This window comes from Steroidobacter agaridevorans (assembly GCF_009932555.1).
GTDB classification, from domain to species: Bacteria; Pseudomonadota; Gammaproteobacteria; order Steroidobacterales; family Steroidobacteraceae; genus Steroidobacter; species Steroidobacter agaridevorans.
The window spans coordinates 840,050-854,372 of record NZ_BLJO01000003.1 but is presented as its reverse complement, the minus strand read 5'-3'; the positions used below and the strand labels follow the sequence as shown (position 1 = coordinate 854,372).

14 protein-coding genes and 1 riboswitch are annotated in these 14,323 nt (G+C 61.4%); of the genes, 4 read left to right on the top strand and 10 right to left on the bottom strand.

What is annotated here, in order from left to right:
* Nucleotides 1–12 precede the first annotated feature (12 nt).
* Together GYH35_RS14615 and GYH35_RS14610 are read left to right on the top strand one after the other, a co-directional pair.
* On the top strand, nucleotides 13–633 hold the full coding sequence (locus tag GYH35_RS14615; protein ID WP_161812481.1) for a glutathione S-transferase family protein: 621 nt from the start codon (nucleotides 13–15) through the stop codon (nucleotides 631–633).
* Between the two features lie 69 nt (nucleotides 634–702).
* A riboswitch (yybP-ykoY riboswitch) is annotated at nucleotides 703–881 on the top strand.
* A gap of 6 nt (nucleotides 882–887) precedes the next feature.
* Nucleotides 888–1,475 carry a TMEM165/GDT1 family protein gene (locus GYH35_RS14610; RefSeq protein WP_161812480.1) on the top strand — a complete coding sequence of 196 codons (588 nt, stop codon included), beginning with the start codon at nucleotides 888–890 and terminating at the stop codon, nucleotides 1,473–1,475.
* A gap of 11 nt (nucleotides 1,476–1,486) precedes the next feature.
* On the opposite strand, the gene GYH35_RS14605 is transcribed toward GYH35_RS14610, so the two are convergent.
* From GYH35_RS14605 to GYH35_RS14595, 3 genes are all read right to left on the bottom strand, one after another.
* Nucleotides 1,487–1,876 carry a YchJ family protein gene (locus tag GYH35_RS14605; protein WP_161828818.1) on the bottom strand — a complete coding sequence of 130 codons (390 nt, stop codon included), beginning with the start codon at nucleotides 1,874–1,876 and terminating at the stop codon, nucleotides 1,487–1,489.
* Nucleotides 1,873–4,026 (bottom strand): sulfate permease, encoded by a 2,154-nt coding sequence (gene sulP, locus GYH35_RS14600; RefSeq protein WP_161828817.1) that lies wholly within the window; start codon nucleotides 4,024–4,026, stop codon nucleotides 1,873–1,875. The genes GYH35_RS14605 and sulP overlap by 4 nt, the downstream gene beginning before the upstream one ends.
* A 79-nt stretch (nucleotides 4,027–4,105) precedes the next feature.
* The gene (locus tag GYH35_RS14595) at nucleotides 4,106–4,306 is read right to left on the bottom strand and encodes a KTSC domain-containing protein (RefSeq protein ID WP_161812477.1); all 201 of its coding nucleotides are present in this window, start codon (nucleotides 4,304–4,306) and stop codon (nucleotides 4,106–4,108) included.
* Between the two features lie 256 nt (nucleotides 4,307–4,562).
* Here GYH35_RS14595 and GYH35_RS14590 point away from each other — a divergent pair, with 256 nt between their 5' ends.
* Nucleotides 4,563–4,874 carry an HPF/RaiA family ribosome-associated protein gene (locus GYH35_RS14590; protein WP_161812476.1) on the top strand — a complete coding sequence of 104 codons (312 nt, stop codon included), beginning with the start codon at nucleotides 4,563–4,565 and terminating at the stop codon, nucleotides 4,872–4,874.
* Nucleotides 4,875–4,955: 81 nt separating this feature from the next.
* On the opposite strand, the gene GYH35_RS14585 is transcribed toward GYH35_RS14590, so the two are convergent.
* The gene (locus tag GYH35_RS14585) at nucleotides 4,956–6,074 is read right to left on the bottom strand and encodes a dipeptidase (RefSeq protein WP_202624321.1); all 1,119 of its coding nucleotides are present in this window, start codon (nucleotides 6,072–6,074) and stop codon (nucleotides 4,956–4,958) included.
* 102 nt (nucleotides 6,075–6,176) lie between these two features.
* On the opposite strand from GYH35_RS14585, the gene arsC reads away from it, so the two are divergent.
* Nucleotides 6,177–6,542 (top strand): arsenate reductase (glutaredoxin), encoded by a 366-nt coding sequence (gene arsC, locus GYH35_RS14580; RefSeq protein ID WP_161812475.1) that lies wholly within the window; start codon nucleotides 6,177–6,179, stop codon nucleotides 6,540–6,542.
* Between the two features lie 24 nt (nucleotides 6,543–6,566).
* Here the strand turns inward: arsC and GYH35_RS14575 are convergent, their stop codons facing one another.
* From GYH35_RS14575 to GYH35_RS14550, 6 genes are all read right to left on the bottom strand, one after another.
* Nucleotides 6,567–7,838, bottom strand: coding sequence for an alginate export family protein (locus GYH35_RS14575; RefSeq protein ID WP_161828816.1), 1,272 nt, complete (start codon nucleotides 7,836–7,838; stop codon nucleotides 6,567–6,569).
* A gap of 34 nt (nucleotides 7,839–7,872) precedes the next feature.
* Entirely contained in the window at nucleotides 7,873–9,549 is a 1,677-nt protein-coding gene (locus GYH35_RS14570) for an ABC transporter ATP-binding protein (RefSeq protein ID WP_161828815.1), read from the bottom strand.
* A gap of 9 nt (nucleotides 9,550–9,558) precedes the next feature.
* A complete protein-coding gene (locus tag GYH35_RS14565) occupies nucleotides 9,559–10,587 on the bottom strand; it encodes an ABC transporter permease (RefSeq protein WP_202624320.1) in 1,029 nt (342 codons plus the stop codon).
* Nucleotides 10,587–11,942, bottom strand: coding sequence for a CmpA/NrtA family ABC transporter substrate-binding protein (locus GYH35_RS14560; protein ID WP_407700214.1), 1,356 nt, complete (start codon nucleotides 11,940–11,942; stop codon nucleotides 10,587–10,589). Before GYH35_RS14560 ends, GYH35_RS14565 begins: the two co-directional genes overlap by 1 nt.
* 330 nt (nucleotides 11,943–12,272) lie before the next feature.
* Nucleotides 12,273–13,433, bottom strand: a complete 1,161-nt coding sequence (locus GYH35_RS14555) for a CmpA/NrtA family ABC transporter substrate-binding protein (protein WP_161812471.1) — start codon at nucleotides 13,431–13,433, stop codon at nucleotides 12,273–12,275.
* A complete protein-coding gene (locus GYH35_RS14550) occupies nucleotides 13,430–14,035 on the bottom strand; it encodes an ANTAR domain-containing response regulator (RefSeq protein WP_161812470.1) in 606 nt (201 codons plus the stop codon). The genes GYH35_RS14555 and GYH35_RS14550 overlap by 4 nt, the downstream gene beginning before the upstream one ends.
* Nucleotides 14,036–14,323 lie beyond the last annotated feature (288 nt).

Here is a 14,323-nt window from a genome sequence, read left to right as displayed (position 1 = left end):
GGGGGACTCATCGTGCCGACTCTGTATCACTGCGCCGACGCTCGTTCGCTCCGTGTGCTCTGGGCGCTCGAAGAGCTCGATCTGCAGTACGAACTGAAAGTCCTGCCGTATCCGCCGCGACAGAAGTCGCCGGAATTTCTGCAGGTCAATCCAGTGGGCACAGTGCCGTATCTCGTCGATGGCCACACCACGATGAACGAGTCCACCGCCATCCTGCAGTACATCGCCGTCAAACACGGCGACGGCAAGCTCGCCGTCGCGCCGAGCGATCCGGCTTATGGCGCCTGGCTCAACTGGCTCGCGTTCGGCGAAGCGGCGTTGACCGTTCCGCTCGCGGCGGCGTTGCGCTTCAGCTTCCTCGAGCCGGAAGACAAACGTCAGCCGGCGCTCGCCGAAGGTTTTCGCGGCACGTTCTTCGACAGACTCGGCGTCGCTGAAGCTGCGCTGGCGAACTCGAAATTCCTGTGCGCCGATCGCTTCACCGTCGCCGACATCTCGGTCGGCTACAACCTGCATCTGGCCGCGCGCATGCGACTGCTCGAGCGCATGTCGCCGCGAATTCAATCCTATTTCGCGGAGCTGCAGGCCCGCCCCGCCTATCAACGCGCGAAGGAGAAGCAGAAGGCCGCCTAGGCCAAACCCTTAAATCGGCGCGAGGTCGGCGGCAGCGCCTTGTATGTCGCCGCCCGACCCGCTATCTTCCCGCCCGTCATTGGGGAGTAGCCGCCTTACGCAACGTAAGGAGCCGACGTCAACAGACTTGGTCGAAGACCATGGCGTCGGCGGCATCAGCTTGGCGAGACCTTTGACTTTGCGACCACAGCCGGGGCCGGCGGTGGGCGTGGAGTCATGGGTATTTGCGCCGCTGGCCCCGGGAGTCTCGATTCGTGGAAGCTTTGCTCAGCTCGCTCGGCATGGTCGCGTTCGCCGAGATGGGCGATAAGACGCAGCTGTTGTCTTTCGTTCTCGCCGCCCGGTTTCGTGGCCAGCAGTGGCCCATCATCGCCGGCATCTTCATCGCCACCATCGTCAATCACGCCCTCGCCGCGCTAGCGGGCGATTGGGTAGCAATGAAGGTCAGTCCCGACGTGATGCGCTGGGTGCTCGGTCTCGCCTTCCTCGCCTTCGCCGCGTGGGCATTGGTTCCGGATACGCTCGATGAGACCGACGAGAAGAACAACAAGCACGGCGCCTTCCTCACGACGCTCGTAATGTTCTTTCTCGCCGAGATGGGCGACAAGACGCAGCTTGCGACCGTCGCGCTCGGCGCTCAGTTCGGCAATCTTCTCGCAGTCACGATGGGCACCACGCTCGGCATGATGGTCGCGAACGTTCCCGCCGTCCTGCTCGGCGAGACCCTGGCGAAGCGCTTCCCACTCAGCAAGATGCGATTCATCGCGGCCGCCATCTTCGCGATCTTCGGCGTGCTGATTCTGCTCAAGGTGAACCTGGGCCTGGGATTCGGCGGCATGTAATCCATGGCGCGCTATCCTCGGATATCGCCATCGACGTAGAGCCAGCGATCACCCTCTTTCACAAAGCGGCTGCGCTCATGCAGCCGCGCCGCGGAACCGCCGCCGATTCGAAAGCGGGCGATGAATTCAACTTCCGCGCTGTCAGAGCCAGTGACGCGCGCGTCAACGATTTTCAGCCCGAGCCACTTCTGATTGCGATCGAACTCGATCGACTTGGGCCGTTGCGCGCCATGCCACGTCGCGAGCAGATACGGCTCGTTGCACATCACGAACGCCGAATAGCGCGAGCGCATCAGCGACTCTGCATCGGGCGCGGGCTCGCCGGCATGCCAGCGTCCGCAGCAGCGCGCGTAAGCCAAGGAGGAGCCGCACGGACACATTGTTTCTGTTGGACGCTTCATCGCGGAGTCGCGCTCTTCAACGCAGCGGTTCCGGTGCGCTCTTGAAAGCGACGGACCGCGGCATCGATGGTGAAAAAGAAATGATCGCCGCCCAACGCACTATACAAGCCCGAGCGTCGCATGACCTCTCGCACCGGCGCCTTTACACCCGCAATATAGAACGTGATGCCCTTCTGCTTGAACTCATCGGACAGCTGATGTAACGCCGTGTCCGCGGACGAGTCGAGATCGTTCACCGCGCTGGCATCCAGGATCAACGCCTGTAGCTCGCCCTCATAACGATCGCAGATTTCGTGCAGGCGCTCTTTCAAGAACACCACGTTGGCGAAGTACAGCGACGCGTCGATGCGCAGAATCACGAGGCCGGGAATGGTTTCCGCCTCCGGGAAGTGCTCGACGTTGCGGAAAATGTTGGTATTGGGCAGCCGGCCGAGGATGGCCGTGTAGGGCCGGGTGTTCAACGTGATGAACAACAGGATGGAGGCGACAATCCCCAGCAGCAGCCCTGGCATCACACCGAATACAAGGGTCGCGACGAACGTGAAAACCAGCAGCAGTCCTTCGGTGATCTTCACGTTGAACAGATATCGGATCTCGCGCGTATCGATCAGCCGCAGCGACGATACGACGAGAATGGCCGCCAACGCGACGTTGGGCAGATAAGTAAACAGCGGCGTGAGGAACAAGGCGATCGACAGGATGCACAGCGCCGTGACGATAGCGGCGATTGGCGTCTTCGCACCCGCTGTCGCATTGAGCGCCGACCGCCCCAAGCTGCCGGACACGGTGTAACCCTGCGAGACGCTCGCGCTGATATTGGCCAGACCCAAAGCCGTGAGCTCACGATTCGCGTCGATGTCGTAACCATACTTGTTGCCGAGCGACTTGCCGACGGACACAGTTTGCGCGAATCCCACGAGCGCCATCGTCAACGCCAGCGGCAGCAATTGTTTGATCTGCACCCAGTCGAAATCGGGGACGCCGAACTGCGGCAAGCCTCGCGACACCTGACCGAGCACATCGACGCCATGCAGATCGAGGCGGAAGGCGAACGACAACGCCGTGCAGACCACCACCATGGTCAACGGCCCCGGCGCCTTGGGAGAGAGTTTCGTGAAGCCCAATAACAGCAGAATGCAGCTCAGGCCGATGGCTAGCGTGGCCAGGTTTGCTTGATCTGCTCGCGACACCACGTCGATGACCGCCTCATACAAAAAGGGAAACTGATGCTGGGGAATGCCCAGGAGGTGATGCAGCTGGCCCAACACCGTGATGATGGCAATGCCCGACGTGAACCCCGCCAGCACCGGATAAGAAAGAAAGTTCACCAGAAACCCGAGCCGTAGCCCACCCATCAGGAGTTGCGAGACGCCGATCACCGCCGTCAGCAGGATGGCGAGCGCGATGTAAGTTGCCGTACCGGCCGTCGCTATCGTGCTCAACCCGAGCACCAGCATCAGCGAGTCGACGGTCACCGGGCCCGTCGATGTTTGCCTGCCGCTTCCGGTAAGTGCGTACATGATCATGGGCAGGATGGATGCATACAACCCCATGACAGGCGGCAATCCCGCGAGCAATGCGTATGCAATGCCCTGGGGCACCAACAACGCCGCGACGGTAATGCCCGCAAGCACTTCCGTGCGCAGCTGAAATTTTCCGTACACCGCCTCCCCGCCTGCGATCGGGAACAAACGTTTCAACAGCGCTCGCCAATCGCGTACTTCGACGGTTTCTTTGACTGTGGCGCCCGCCTTTTCGACAGCGCGTTGCACGCTCGCGTCTTGTTCTTTTTCGTGGTGCTGGACGTAATGATCGGCGGCCGCAAACAGCGTCCGCTCGCTGGCCGAATTCGGCGATGGCACCTGCACGGCCTGCAACATCAATTCGTAAGGACCGATCTTGATGCGCTCGCCCGGATGCACCACGTGTCGTTGAATACGATGCGAGCCGACGAAGGTGCCGTTGGAGCTGCCGAGATCTTCGATGATGCAGCCGCTCGCGTCGCTGATGAGCACCGCGTGCTTCCAGCTGACCTGCGAGTCTTTCAGATGAATGCCGCTGGCGGGGTCGCGACCGATGGCGATGGAGCCGGCGGTCAATCCATAGTCGCGGTGGGAGCCATCGACGCCTCGCACGGTGACTTTGTTCACGCCCGCTCTCGTTATTCTCGCCCAGCACGGAATGATACGCCGGGCTGCGGCAATGTGACTACGGACCTTTTATATACAACTAGGCGTCTTCGCGCCGGAACGGATACCGGTCGCGGATGTGCTCGTTGAAGTACTCGCCCTTGGAGAATGAGCGGCGCATGTCGGCATAGGTGTCGTCCGCAACGCCTTCGTAAACGTAGCGCCGGCCAGAGCGGAATATGACACGCAGCTCCCGCTTGTCCGCGTCGTACTCGAACGACTGTATCACCGTTGAAGGCATGGGGTCGAAACGTGCTTTGTTCGGGTGGGTTCCGCCCGCCGGTGGCGCGCGCCGCGCACCGGCCACGAAGCTCCGAGCGCGCCTTGCGGATTCGCCGTATTGATCGTCACACAGACGACTTGCGTAATGCTGCGAAAGGCCCCATGGTGCACTCGTGGGGCGCCGCTGTGGAGCTTTCCCCGACGGGAACAACTCGACAGCCGCCCGAGTACTTTCAATAGGCCATTTAAAGGCTTATGGGTCGAAGGAAGCTCGCATGCAGGTACAAGTGAATCACGACAATCGCGTCCGCCTCGCCGAGGACACTGCCGAACGGCTGTCCAAAACCGTCGAGGACTACTTGGCGAAGTTTGCCGAACGCATCACCCGGGTGGAAATGCACCTTGGCGATCTCAACGGAGGCAAGGGAGGCCCAGACAAGCGCTGCATGCTGGAAGCGCGCATGTCGAATCTGCAACCCATCGCGGTGACTCATCATGCCGAGACCGTCCAGCTCGCCATCGACGGCGCGCTGGAACGGCTCGATCACGCCATCAGCCACGCTATCGGCAAGCGCGAAACGCACTGACCGACAGCTTGGCGCGTCAGTAGACGCGCCTCTGATAAACCCGCTGCTTCGACGTCGCAAGGATGCGATCGTCGACGCGCGCTACAGCCAGGTCGACCCGAGCAGCCTGCGGAAGTTGCCGCCCAACACAGCGAGGACGTTCTGCTCGGAATAGCCGCGACGGAACAAGGCTTCGGTCAAATCGAACACCTTTTTCGGATGATCGAAGCCTTCGATGTCGATCTTGTCGCGGAAGCCGTAGCTGGCCTTGTATGAGCCGCGCAGCATCTTCAGCTGATCGGGCGGCATGTCGTCGTAGCCGTTGAGATCGGCGTCCGAGCCGATGCCGACGTGCTCGATGCCGACCAGCTTCACGACATGGTCGATGTGATCGACGAAGTGCTCGAGGGTCGTCGGCTCCTTGTCCCGCACGAACATGCGCACGGCGGTGATCCCCATCACCCCGCCCTTCGCGGCGAGCTTCCGAATCGCCTCGTCGCTCTTCAGGCGCGGATGATCGAGGAGCGCGCGGCAGTTGGAATGCGTGATGGCGATCGGCTTGGGCGAGATTTCGATGGCGTCGAGCGTCGTTTTGTCGCCGCAGTGGGACACGTCCACGAGCATGCCTACTTCGTTCATAGCCTGAATGATTTCCACGCCGAAGTCGGTGACGCCACCATCGACTCTCTCGGTGCTGCCGCTGCCCAGCAGGTTCTGCGCGTTGTAAGTGAGCTGCGAGCAGCGCTGGCCAAGTTGATAGAACGCCTTTACATCCTCTTTCTTGCGGAAATGCTCGGAGTTCTGCAGGCCCGTGATCACGGCGACTTTGCGCTCGGCTTTGGCGCGATCGATGTCGGCCGCGGTGTTCACGAGCGTGAATACATGCGAGTTGCGCCCGACGTAGCCTTGCCAGGCCGCGATAAAGGACAGCGTGTCTTCCACCGCCGACGGTCCACCGGTGCCGATGGAATTGTGGAATGCGGTGATGCCGGAAGTTCGAAACATCTCGGCTTCGGCATCGGTCATGCGGCCGGCATAAGCTTCAGGCGCGAAGTTGATCTTCAGCGGCCCGAGCATGTCGATCACGAGGGCCCGTTCCACCGCCCTCATCGTCTTCGCCGAGTATTTTACCGGCGAGTCCGCGAACGCCTGGTACTGGCCCGTGTTGATGAGCACGGTCGCGGCAGCTGCGGACTTCAATACGGAGCGGCGAGTGATCACGTCGATTCCCCAAGGCTTTTATGATGGTTCCGCAGCGTATCGCACGCCGGATCGCCAAAGTCGCGAAATCGCGATCTATGCGACTGGTGCTAGACTACCCGCATGAGCTCAACCGACGTAACCATCTACCACAACCCCGCCTGTGGGAATTCTCGCAACACGCTGGCCTTGATCCGTGAGCGCGGCATCGAGCCGCAGGTCATCGAATACCTGAAGACGCCGCCGGACCGGAAGACGCTGCTGGATCTGCTGAAGAAAACGAAGCTCACGGCGCGCGAACTGCTGCGAGAGAAGGAAGTCGAGAAGCTGGGGTTGGGCGACTCGTCCCAGTGGAGCGACGCCCAGATCGTCGAGCAGATGCTCGAACATCCCATCCTGATGAACCGCCCGATCGTGATCACGCCGCTCGGCGCCGTGCTCAGCCGTCCGCCGGAAACCGTGCTGAAGATCCTGCCGCCCAAAGCGTGAACGGCAGGATCTTCGCTCGACTCGTTACCAGACGTACTCTAGCTGCGCCCAGAACTTGGTCGTGTCCTGGTAGGCGGCGGGTGTCTGCCCTTCGTGTGCTTCGTACAGCGCAACTTTGAGCAACCCAACGAAGCGCCGATACTTGGCTTGCAACTGCAGATCGACCTCGTCACCCAGATCCTGCGACAGCCGCTCGGATTCGAAATCGCGATAGACGACGGTTGCCGACAGCGTATCCAACATCGCCACACCCTTGGCGAGATAGCCGACGCTCACATATTTATCGTCGATGCCATTGGCCGGCGTGGTCAGGAACTTGTCGGCCCAGCCATGAAACTTGTGCATCGTCGCCAGTGGCGTCGAGAAGCCCACCGTGCCATTGCCCTCCATGACCTCCTGCCCCAAGGTCAGGCTGTATTGGCGATACGTGCCGGTCAATTCGACCGAGTAATAGTCGAGATCGAAGCTGAGCGGGTTGCTGCCATAGTCGCTCTGCCTCGCGAACGTCGCCGCGTACGCCATCTTCAACTTGCTGAGCGGCCGCTCCCCCGCGAGCCTCGTGCCAAACGTCTCGCTGGATACTCGCATCGGATCCAGCGCCGCGGGCACGCCGTTCAAATGATCGAAGTCGAGCCAGTATCCAAATGCGCTGAGCTTGCCGAATCCAAACTGATACGCGGCGTTGGCGAGCACGCCGTCGCCGTGATAACGACCTTGTGGCGACTCACGGCCGAAGATGCGATTGACCTGATTCAAGTAGGTCGCGTCCAAGGTGAGCGCGCTTGTCGGCTTGTTGACGATGCGCACGGCGTCGAACGTTTGTTCATTCTGGCGCCACGCGACGGCGCCGACAAAACGCTGGTCGTCGAGATTGATGCGTTGACGACCCAGCGTCATCGTCGTTCCAGGCAGCGATGTATTCACCAGCTGCAGCCGGTTGATCTCCTCGCTCTCCGGGTCAGGGACAACGGGATAGCTGAGGTCGCGCGCACGCGCGGCGTCGTCACGGTAATGACCCGCTAATTCGGTGATCACCTCGCCTTCGGCCAGGAAGGTCGTGTTCCATGCTTTGCCCGTCTCGAACCCGAGGCGCAAACGCAATGTTTCTGCGTCCGCCTCCTCTGCCAAGGGCGTTTGATCGACATCCTCGTAACGGAGCCGCGCATCGAAAATCGGCTTCGACTCGCTCAGCGCGCCACCCAGAACACCAAGATCCCCGGCGTGGGTTAAGCCTGGAGCGGCCATCGCCAGCGCCATACCCACACCCAAGCCGCTTCGTTGACCCCATGAACGCATTGTTTTCGCCCTCCGAGAGCGCTTGTTTGCCTGATTATGCGGCGTGCGTCTGCTGGCGCCCGCAAGATTCTAGAAATGCCAGAAGATCGTTCCGATAGTGGTAATACATCGGGTGCTCCAGTAACTGTTTGCGCGTCCGCGGTCGCGGCAGATCGATCTGCATGATCCGACCGATACGTGCATGCGGGCCGTTGGTCATCATCACGACTCGATCGGCCAGCAGGATGGCCTCGTCCACGTCGTGCGTAACGCAGATGGCAGTCACTTGATTGCGCTTCCAGACTTCCATGAGCACTTCCTGCAGCTCCCAGCGTGTCAGCGCATCGAGCATGCCGAACGGCTCATCCAGCAGCAGTAACTTTGGCGAGAGCGCAAACGCTCGAGCCAGACCGACGCGTTGTTTCATCCCGTTCGACAGCTCGCTCGCCTTCTTCTCGAGCACGTCGCCCAAGCCAACGCGGGCCAGGTAGTACTCGACGATATCGCTTCGCTCCTGCTCGCTCGCGTGTGGATACACGCGATTCACGCCCAGCTCGACATTCTCGCGCGCAGTCAGCCACGGCAAGAGGCTCGGCGCTTGAAAGACGACGCCCCGATCTGGACCGGCCGAGGTGACTTCGCGTGCATCCAAGGTGATGCCGCCGCCGGACACCTCGCTCAGCCCCGCAACCATGGACAGCACCGTCGACTTGCCGCAGCCCGAATGTCCGATCAGCGAAATAAACTCGCCCTTGCGAATATCGAGCTGGAATCGATCGACGACGGTCAGCGGCCCCTTCGGCGTCGGATAGACCTTGGTGACGTCGTAGAACTCGACGAACTTATCGACATTCTCCGCGGGCTTCGGACGCGTTGCCTTGCGCATGGCCTTCGGCACGGGCGGCTCGATGGGAACAACGGAGGGCAGCGCGCGTGGAGCACTGGCAACACCGCTCCGCTGCCCGCTCAAGCTCATCAAGTATTGAGAGATCTGCGCGCGGAGCTTTCGATAGGAACCGTCGTCGTTGACGGCCATACGATCGCGCGGACGCGGCAGATCGACCTTGAACTCACGACCCAATGTCGCTCGCGGCCCTGGCTCGAGTGCGATGATGCGATCTGCCAGCAACAGCGCCTCATCCACATCATTGGTCACGAGGATGACGGTCTTGCGCTGGCGCTCCCAAATGGCCTCGATCTCGTCCTGCAGGCGCGAGCGCGTGAGCGCATCCAGTGCCGACAATGGCTCATCGAGCAGCAGAACTTTTGGATCCATGGCCAAAGCTCTGGCCACCGCCACACGCTGACGCATGCCGCCCGACAACTCCGCCGGCCGACGCTCGACCGCGTGAGTCAGGCCGACCATCTCGATGTACTTGCGAACGTGCGCGTGTCGCTGCTCAGTCGACCACTTGGGAAACACGCTGTCGACGGCCAGAGCGACGTTACTCTGGACCGTCAACCATGGCAGCAATGAATAGTTCTGAAATACCACGCCGCGATCCGGCGCCGGCCCGGTGACGGGCCGCCCCTGGAACAGCACCTCGCCTGCGTCCGGCTGGATCAAGCCGGCGATGGTCGAGATCAACGTGGTTTTGCCGCTGCCTGAAAAGCCGACGATGGCGACGAACTCGCCCTCGTCGATGCTCAAGTTAACGTCGCTGAGCACCTCGGCCTGTTGCTCCCCCGAGCCGTAGTTCTTACTCACACCTTTGAGCTGCAGAAATGACATGCGGCCTCCTTAGCGACGTACGCCGAAGTCGAGCAAGCCCTGCAGCGTCTGCATGATCCGATCGAGCAGGAAGCCGATGATGCCGATGGTGAGCACGGCGACCATCAATCGCGCCAGCGAATCGGAGCTGCCATTCTGGAACTCGTCCCACACGAATTTTCCGAGGCCCGGGTTCTGCGCAAGCATCTCGGCTGCGATCAGAACCATCCAGCCGACGCCCAGCGACAGCCGCATGCCCGTGAAGATCAACGGCAGCGACGAAGGCAGCACCAGCTTGAACAGCTTGGTGCTCCACTTCAGCTGCAACACCCGTGCGACGTTGAGCAGATCGCGATCGATCGAGTTCACGCCGACGCCGGTATTGATCAGTGTCGGCCACAGCGAGCACAGCGTCACCGTGATCGATGAGATCAGGAACGACTTCTCGAACATCGGGTCCGCGGTCACGTACACCGCACTGACTATGATCGTCACCAACGGCAGCCAGGCGAGCGGCGAGACGGGCTTGAAGATCTGGATCAACAGATTCAACGACGCATTGATCGTCGTGCTCAGCCCGCAAAGGATGCCAAGCGGCACCGCCACCAGTGTCGCGAGCAAGAATCCCGTGAACACGGTCTTCAGGCTGGTGAGGATCTGATCGATGTACGTCGGCTTACCCGTGTACTTCACCCGCTTGATCTCGGCGTTCGGATCCTTCGCCAGCCTGGCGGCATTGCGTTTCTCCTGCCGCTCGTAGAACGCCGCCGCCTTGTCACGCTCCGCTTTGTGATCCATCCATAAGCTGTGTGCCTGCTTCGCGACCGCGATCGGGCCTGGGATTTGTCCGAGGCTGGTTTGGATGCGACTGGCCGCCTGGCTCCAGGCGAACAGGAACACAGCCATCGCGAGCATCGGAATGCCCAATTGTCGCCAGAGGTGTTCGAGCCACAGCGATTGCTTTGCTTTCACCTTCACGGGCGGGGGCGGCTCGGCCGCTTCCGGCTCGCTCGCAGAAGATGGTTCCTCCCGCGGGATGACCATGGGTGAGGCAGACATCAGTTGGCTCCCTGCTTGCTCACGACATTGCCGCTCTCGACGGCCTGCCCTTGCTTCAGCCCGATGGTGAGCTTCTGCAGGTACTCATTGGGCTTGCGGCCGTCATACTCGACGCCGTCGATGAATTCCCTGGTCGGCGGGCGATAACCGTCGCTGTTCCAGGGAAAGTCTTCCTGCTTCGCCTTCTTTTCTTCGATCAGCAGGCGCGCCGCGCGCAGATAGGGCTCGGTGAGGTACACCTTCTTCGCCGTCTCGTGATACCACTGATCCGTCTGGCTCAGCGGGATCTGGCCCCAGCGGCGCATCTGCGTCAGAAACCACACCGCATCGCTGTAGTACGGATACGTCGCGTAGTATCGGAAGAACACGTTGAAGTCAGGCACGCTGCGCTTGTCGCCGCGGCCAAATTCGAACGTGCCCGTCATGCTGTTCGCGATCACGCGGTAGTCGGCACCCACGTACTCGGGCCGCGACAGGATCTGCGCCGCTTCCTTGCGATTCGCACCGTTGTTTGCATCGAGCCACTGGCCGGCGCGGATCAGCGCCTTGAGCATCGCCAGATGGGTATTCGGATGTTTCTGTGCCCAAGCACGCGTGACGCCGAATACCTTCTCCGGATTGTTCTTCCAGATCTCCAGGTCGGTCACGATCGGAACGCCGACGCCTTTGAAGATGGCCTGCTGATTCCACGGCTCGCCGACGCAATAGCCATTGACGGTGCCCGCCTCCAGCGCCGCCGGCATTTGCGGCGGCGGCGTCACGGAAAGAAACACGTCGGCCTTGATCTGGCCCGACACATCGGTCGGCGAATAGAACCCCGGATGCAGTCCGCCGGCCGCGAGCCAGTAGCGCAGCTCGTAGTTGTGCGTGGACACAGGAAACACCATCGCCATCTTGAATGGTTTGCCCGACGCTTTGAATGCATCGACCGCGGGCTTGAGCGCATCCGCCTTGATGGGATGCATCGGCTTGCCCTGCGCGTCGGTCGGCAAACGCGCCTTCATCAGGTTCCAGACTTCGTTCGACACCGTGGTCGCGTTGCCATTCAGATCCATGCTGAACGACGTGACGATGTCGGCCTTCGTGCCGAAGCCTACCGCCGCGCCAAGCGGCTGCCCTGCAAGCATGTGCGCACCATCGAGCTCGCCGGTGATGACTCGGTCCAGAATGACTTTCCAGTTCGCCTGCGGCTCGAGCGTTACGTACAGCCCCTCATCCTCGAAGAATCCTTTCTCATAAGCGATGGCGAGCGGCGCCATGTCGGTGAGCTTGATGAAGCCGATCTTCAGCTGCTCCTTCTCCAGCTCGAGCTCCGCTGCCGACGCGTGAGCCGCGCTCAACGCAGCGGCGGCCATCACGCAAGCTCGAAGTATCTTTTTCAGCATGGGCTCGGTCACTCCGAAAGATTCAGGCCAAAAAAAACGCCGCCGACTTCAGTGCACGCGCATGGCATGCATTGGAGTCGGCGGCGTTGCCTGGCAAGCCCGCTGTTGGGCCGGCCGATGATAAAGACGACAAGTCGTCCTGTTGTTGCTCAGAGTTGCAACGACCGTGCCAGCGTCACAGCCGCGGCTATGTCCGCGAAAAGTCAGCGACTTGCGAAGGCAGAGCAAACAAACATGCGGCGCGATTGGGCCGCGGCGGAGCAAACAATCACTGCAGCTGCACGATGGCCGTGCAGCCGATCAAGGAAGGGCGAGCAGTTTTAGATAGGCAGGCAGATCGTCCGAATCGAAGCGCACCGCATCGAAGAGCGCGTCGATCTTGGTATCCGCCGAGGGAATATTTGTTGTTTCGCCCAAGGCCAGGCGATACAGATCGGGCCGATACGTCGCCCGCACTTGCGCGACATGCTCGGGGTCGAAAACAACCTGTCCCCAACGCACCATCTGCGAGTAGAACCACAGCGCGTGACTCACCCAGGGGAACGTCGCCGCCTGCGACGCAGGCAAGTAGAACGCCGATAAGTGCTCCGCCTCGCTGCCCCGCTGCAAGTACAGCCGATTCGACAAGCCACGCAACAGAATCTCCGCGGGTGCACCGACGAAGCGCGGCTCGGCCAGCAAACGCGCCAGCTCCAGATGATTCTCGGGGCGCTCACACCAGAGCGCGGCCTTATATAAGGAGCGCACCAGCGCCTGCAGACGATCCGGATGTCGCTGTGTCCACTCGAGCCGGCAGCCCAGCACCTTCTCCGGACTCAGTGGCCAGATCGCGGTTGTCGGCAAAGCGATACAACCGACGCCGACAGAGACGGCGAGACTGTTCCAGGGCTCACCGACGCAGAAGCCATCGATCTGCCCTTCGCGCATGGCGTCGACGAGCAACGGCGGCGGTATCACCACCAGCCGCACATCGCGATCCGGATCGATGCCCGACGCGGCGAGCCAGTAACGCAGCTCATAATTGTGTGCGGAGAACGGATAGACCATCGCGAACGTGAACGGCGCCTTGTTCGCCCGCTCCCGCGCACGCACGACATTGCGGAGTGCTTCACCGAGCACCCGCGGACCGGCCGACAACGTTACGCCTTCCGAAACCATCAGGTCCCATACGCGCAGAGACACGGTAATCGCATTACCGCCAAGACCCAGCGACAGGGGCGCGGCCATCGGCACCTTGAGATGCCCGACCCCGAGTGTCGACGCGATGGCCATCGGCCCAAGCATGTGTGCGGCGTCGAAATGACCGACGACGACCCGGTCGCGAATATTCGCCCACGACGTTTCGCGCACCAGACGCAGGTCCAGGCCTTCTTCGGCGGCAAAGCCCTTCTCGACCGCGACCGCTAGCGGCGCGCAATCCATCAAAGGAATGAAACCGACGACGGTGGTCACATCACTCATTTCAACAGACTCGACGCAGTCACGACGCTTTGCGCCACCTCGCTGATCCGGCGGTTCTCGTTCATCGCCGCTTTACGCAGCAGCGCATAAGCCGCCTCCTCGCTCATGCCTCGCTGCTTCATCAGAATGCCTTTGGCCCGATCCACGATCTTGCGCTCATCCAGCGCCTGGCGTGCGCTATCGAGCTCTTCGCGCAGCTTGTTGAAGGCATGGAAACGACTGATCGCCATGTCGAGCACCGCCTTCACGCGCTCCTTCTTCAAACCGTCGACGACATAAGAGCCGACGCCGGCATCGACGGCCGCCTCGATCATGTCCGTGTCGGAGCGGTCGACGAACATGGCGATGGGCCGTCGCACCACGCGCGAGACCTGGAACATCTGTTCCAGCACGTCGCGGTTGGGATTCTCGAGATCGATGACGATGACTTCCGGATCGATGTCGACGATCCGGCGCAGGAGGTTGTGCATCTCACGCAGCACCGTCACGTTGAGATAGCCCGCCTCCCGCAAGCCTTCTTCGAGAATGCTGGCACGCATGACGTTCTGATCGACGATCAGCACGCGCAGAGAGGGCTCGGTTTTGGGCCTGGCTTCGGGCATCGAATCATTGGGAGTGCAATGCCTGTGCCACTCGGGCGGCCCTTGCACTACGAGGAGGCGCGGCGCAATTCGCACCACTTTAAGTGCGACCTGCGCGGCGCACGCACCACATCTGCGCAAACCCGTGTCCACCGAGGCACGAAACGCAGTCCATTGCGGCCGCAGCCTCGTGGCATAGCGTTTGCAACATCCAGCCCATCTTGGCTGCTCCAATGATGGGCGCAGCACCAGTGACTGCCGGTAATCAACCTCCGCTTTGTGCGGCCTGTCGCAGTTCGCTGTCCCAAC

What these genes read in the sequence shown, in the direction of transcription:
- GYH35_RS14605 (WP_161828818.1), bottom strand. Translation starts at nt 1,876, where the DNA reads ATGAAGCGTCCAACAGAAACAATGTGTCCGTGCGGCTCCTCCTTGGCT.
- GYH35_RS14595 (WP_161812477.1), bottom strand. Translation starts at nt 4,306, where the DNA reads ATGCCTTCAACGGTGATACAGTCGTTCGAGTACGACGCGGACAAGCGG.
- GYH35_RS14590 (WP_161812476.1), top strand. Translation starts at nt 4,563, where the DNA reads ATGCAGGTACAAGTGAATCACGACAATCGCGTCCGCCTCGCCGAGGAC.
- arsC (WP_161812475.1), top strand. Translation starts at nt 6,177, where the DNA reads ATGAGCTCAACCGACGTAACCATCTACCACAACCCCGCCTGTGGGAAT.
- GYH35_RS14575 (WP_161828816.1), bottom strand. Translation starts at nt 7,838, where the DNA reads ATGCGTTCATGGGGTCAACGAAGCGGCTTGGGTGTGGGTATGGCGCTG.
- GYH35_RS14570 (WP_161828815.1), bottom strand. Translation starts at nt 9,549, where the DNA reads ATGTCATTTCTGCAGCTCAAAGGTGTGAGTAAGAACTACGGCTCGGGG.
- GYH35_RS14565 (WP_202624320.1), bottom strand. Translation starts at nt 10,587, where the DNA reads ATGTCTGCCTCACCCATGGTCATCCCGCGGGAGGAACCATCTTCTGCG.
- GYH35_RS14560 (WP_407700214.1), bottom strand. Translation starts at nt 11,942, where the DNA reads ATGGCCGCCGCTGCGTTGAGCGCGGCTCACGCGTCGGCAGCGGAGCTC.
- GYH35_RS14555 (WP_161812471.1), bottom strand. Translation starts at nt 13,433, where the DNA reads ATGAGTGATGTGACCACCGTCGTCGGTTTCATTCCTTTGATGGATTGC.
- GYH35_RS14550 (WP_161812470.1), bottom strand. Translation starts at nt 14,035, where the DNA reads ATGCCCGAAGCCAGGCCCAAAACCGAGCCCTCTCTGCGCGTGCTGATC.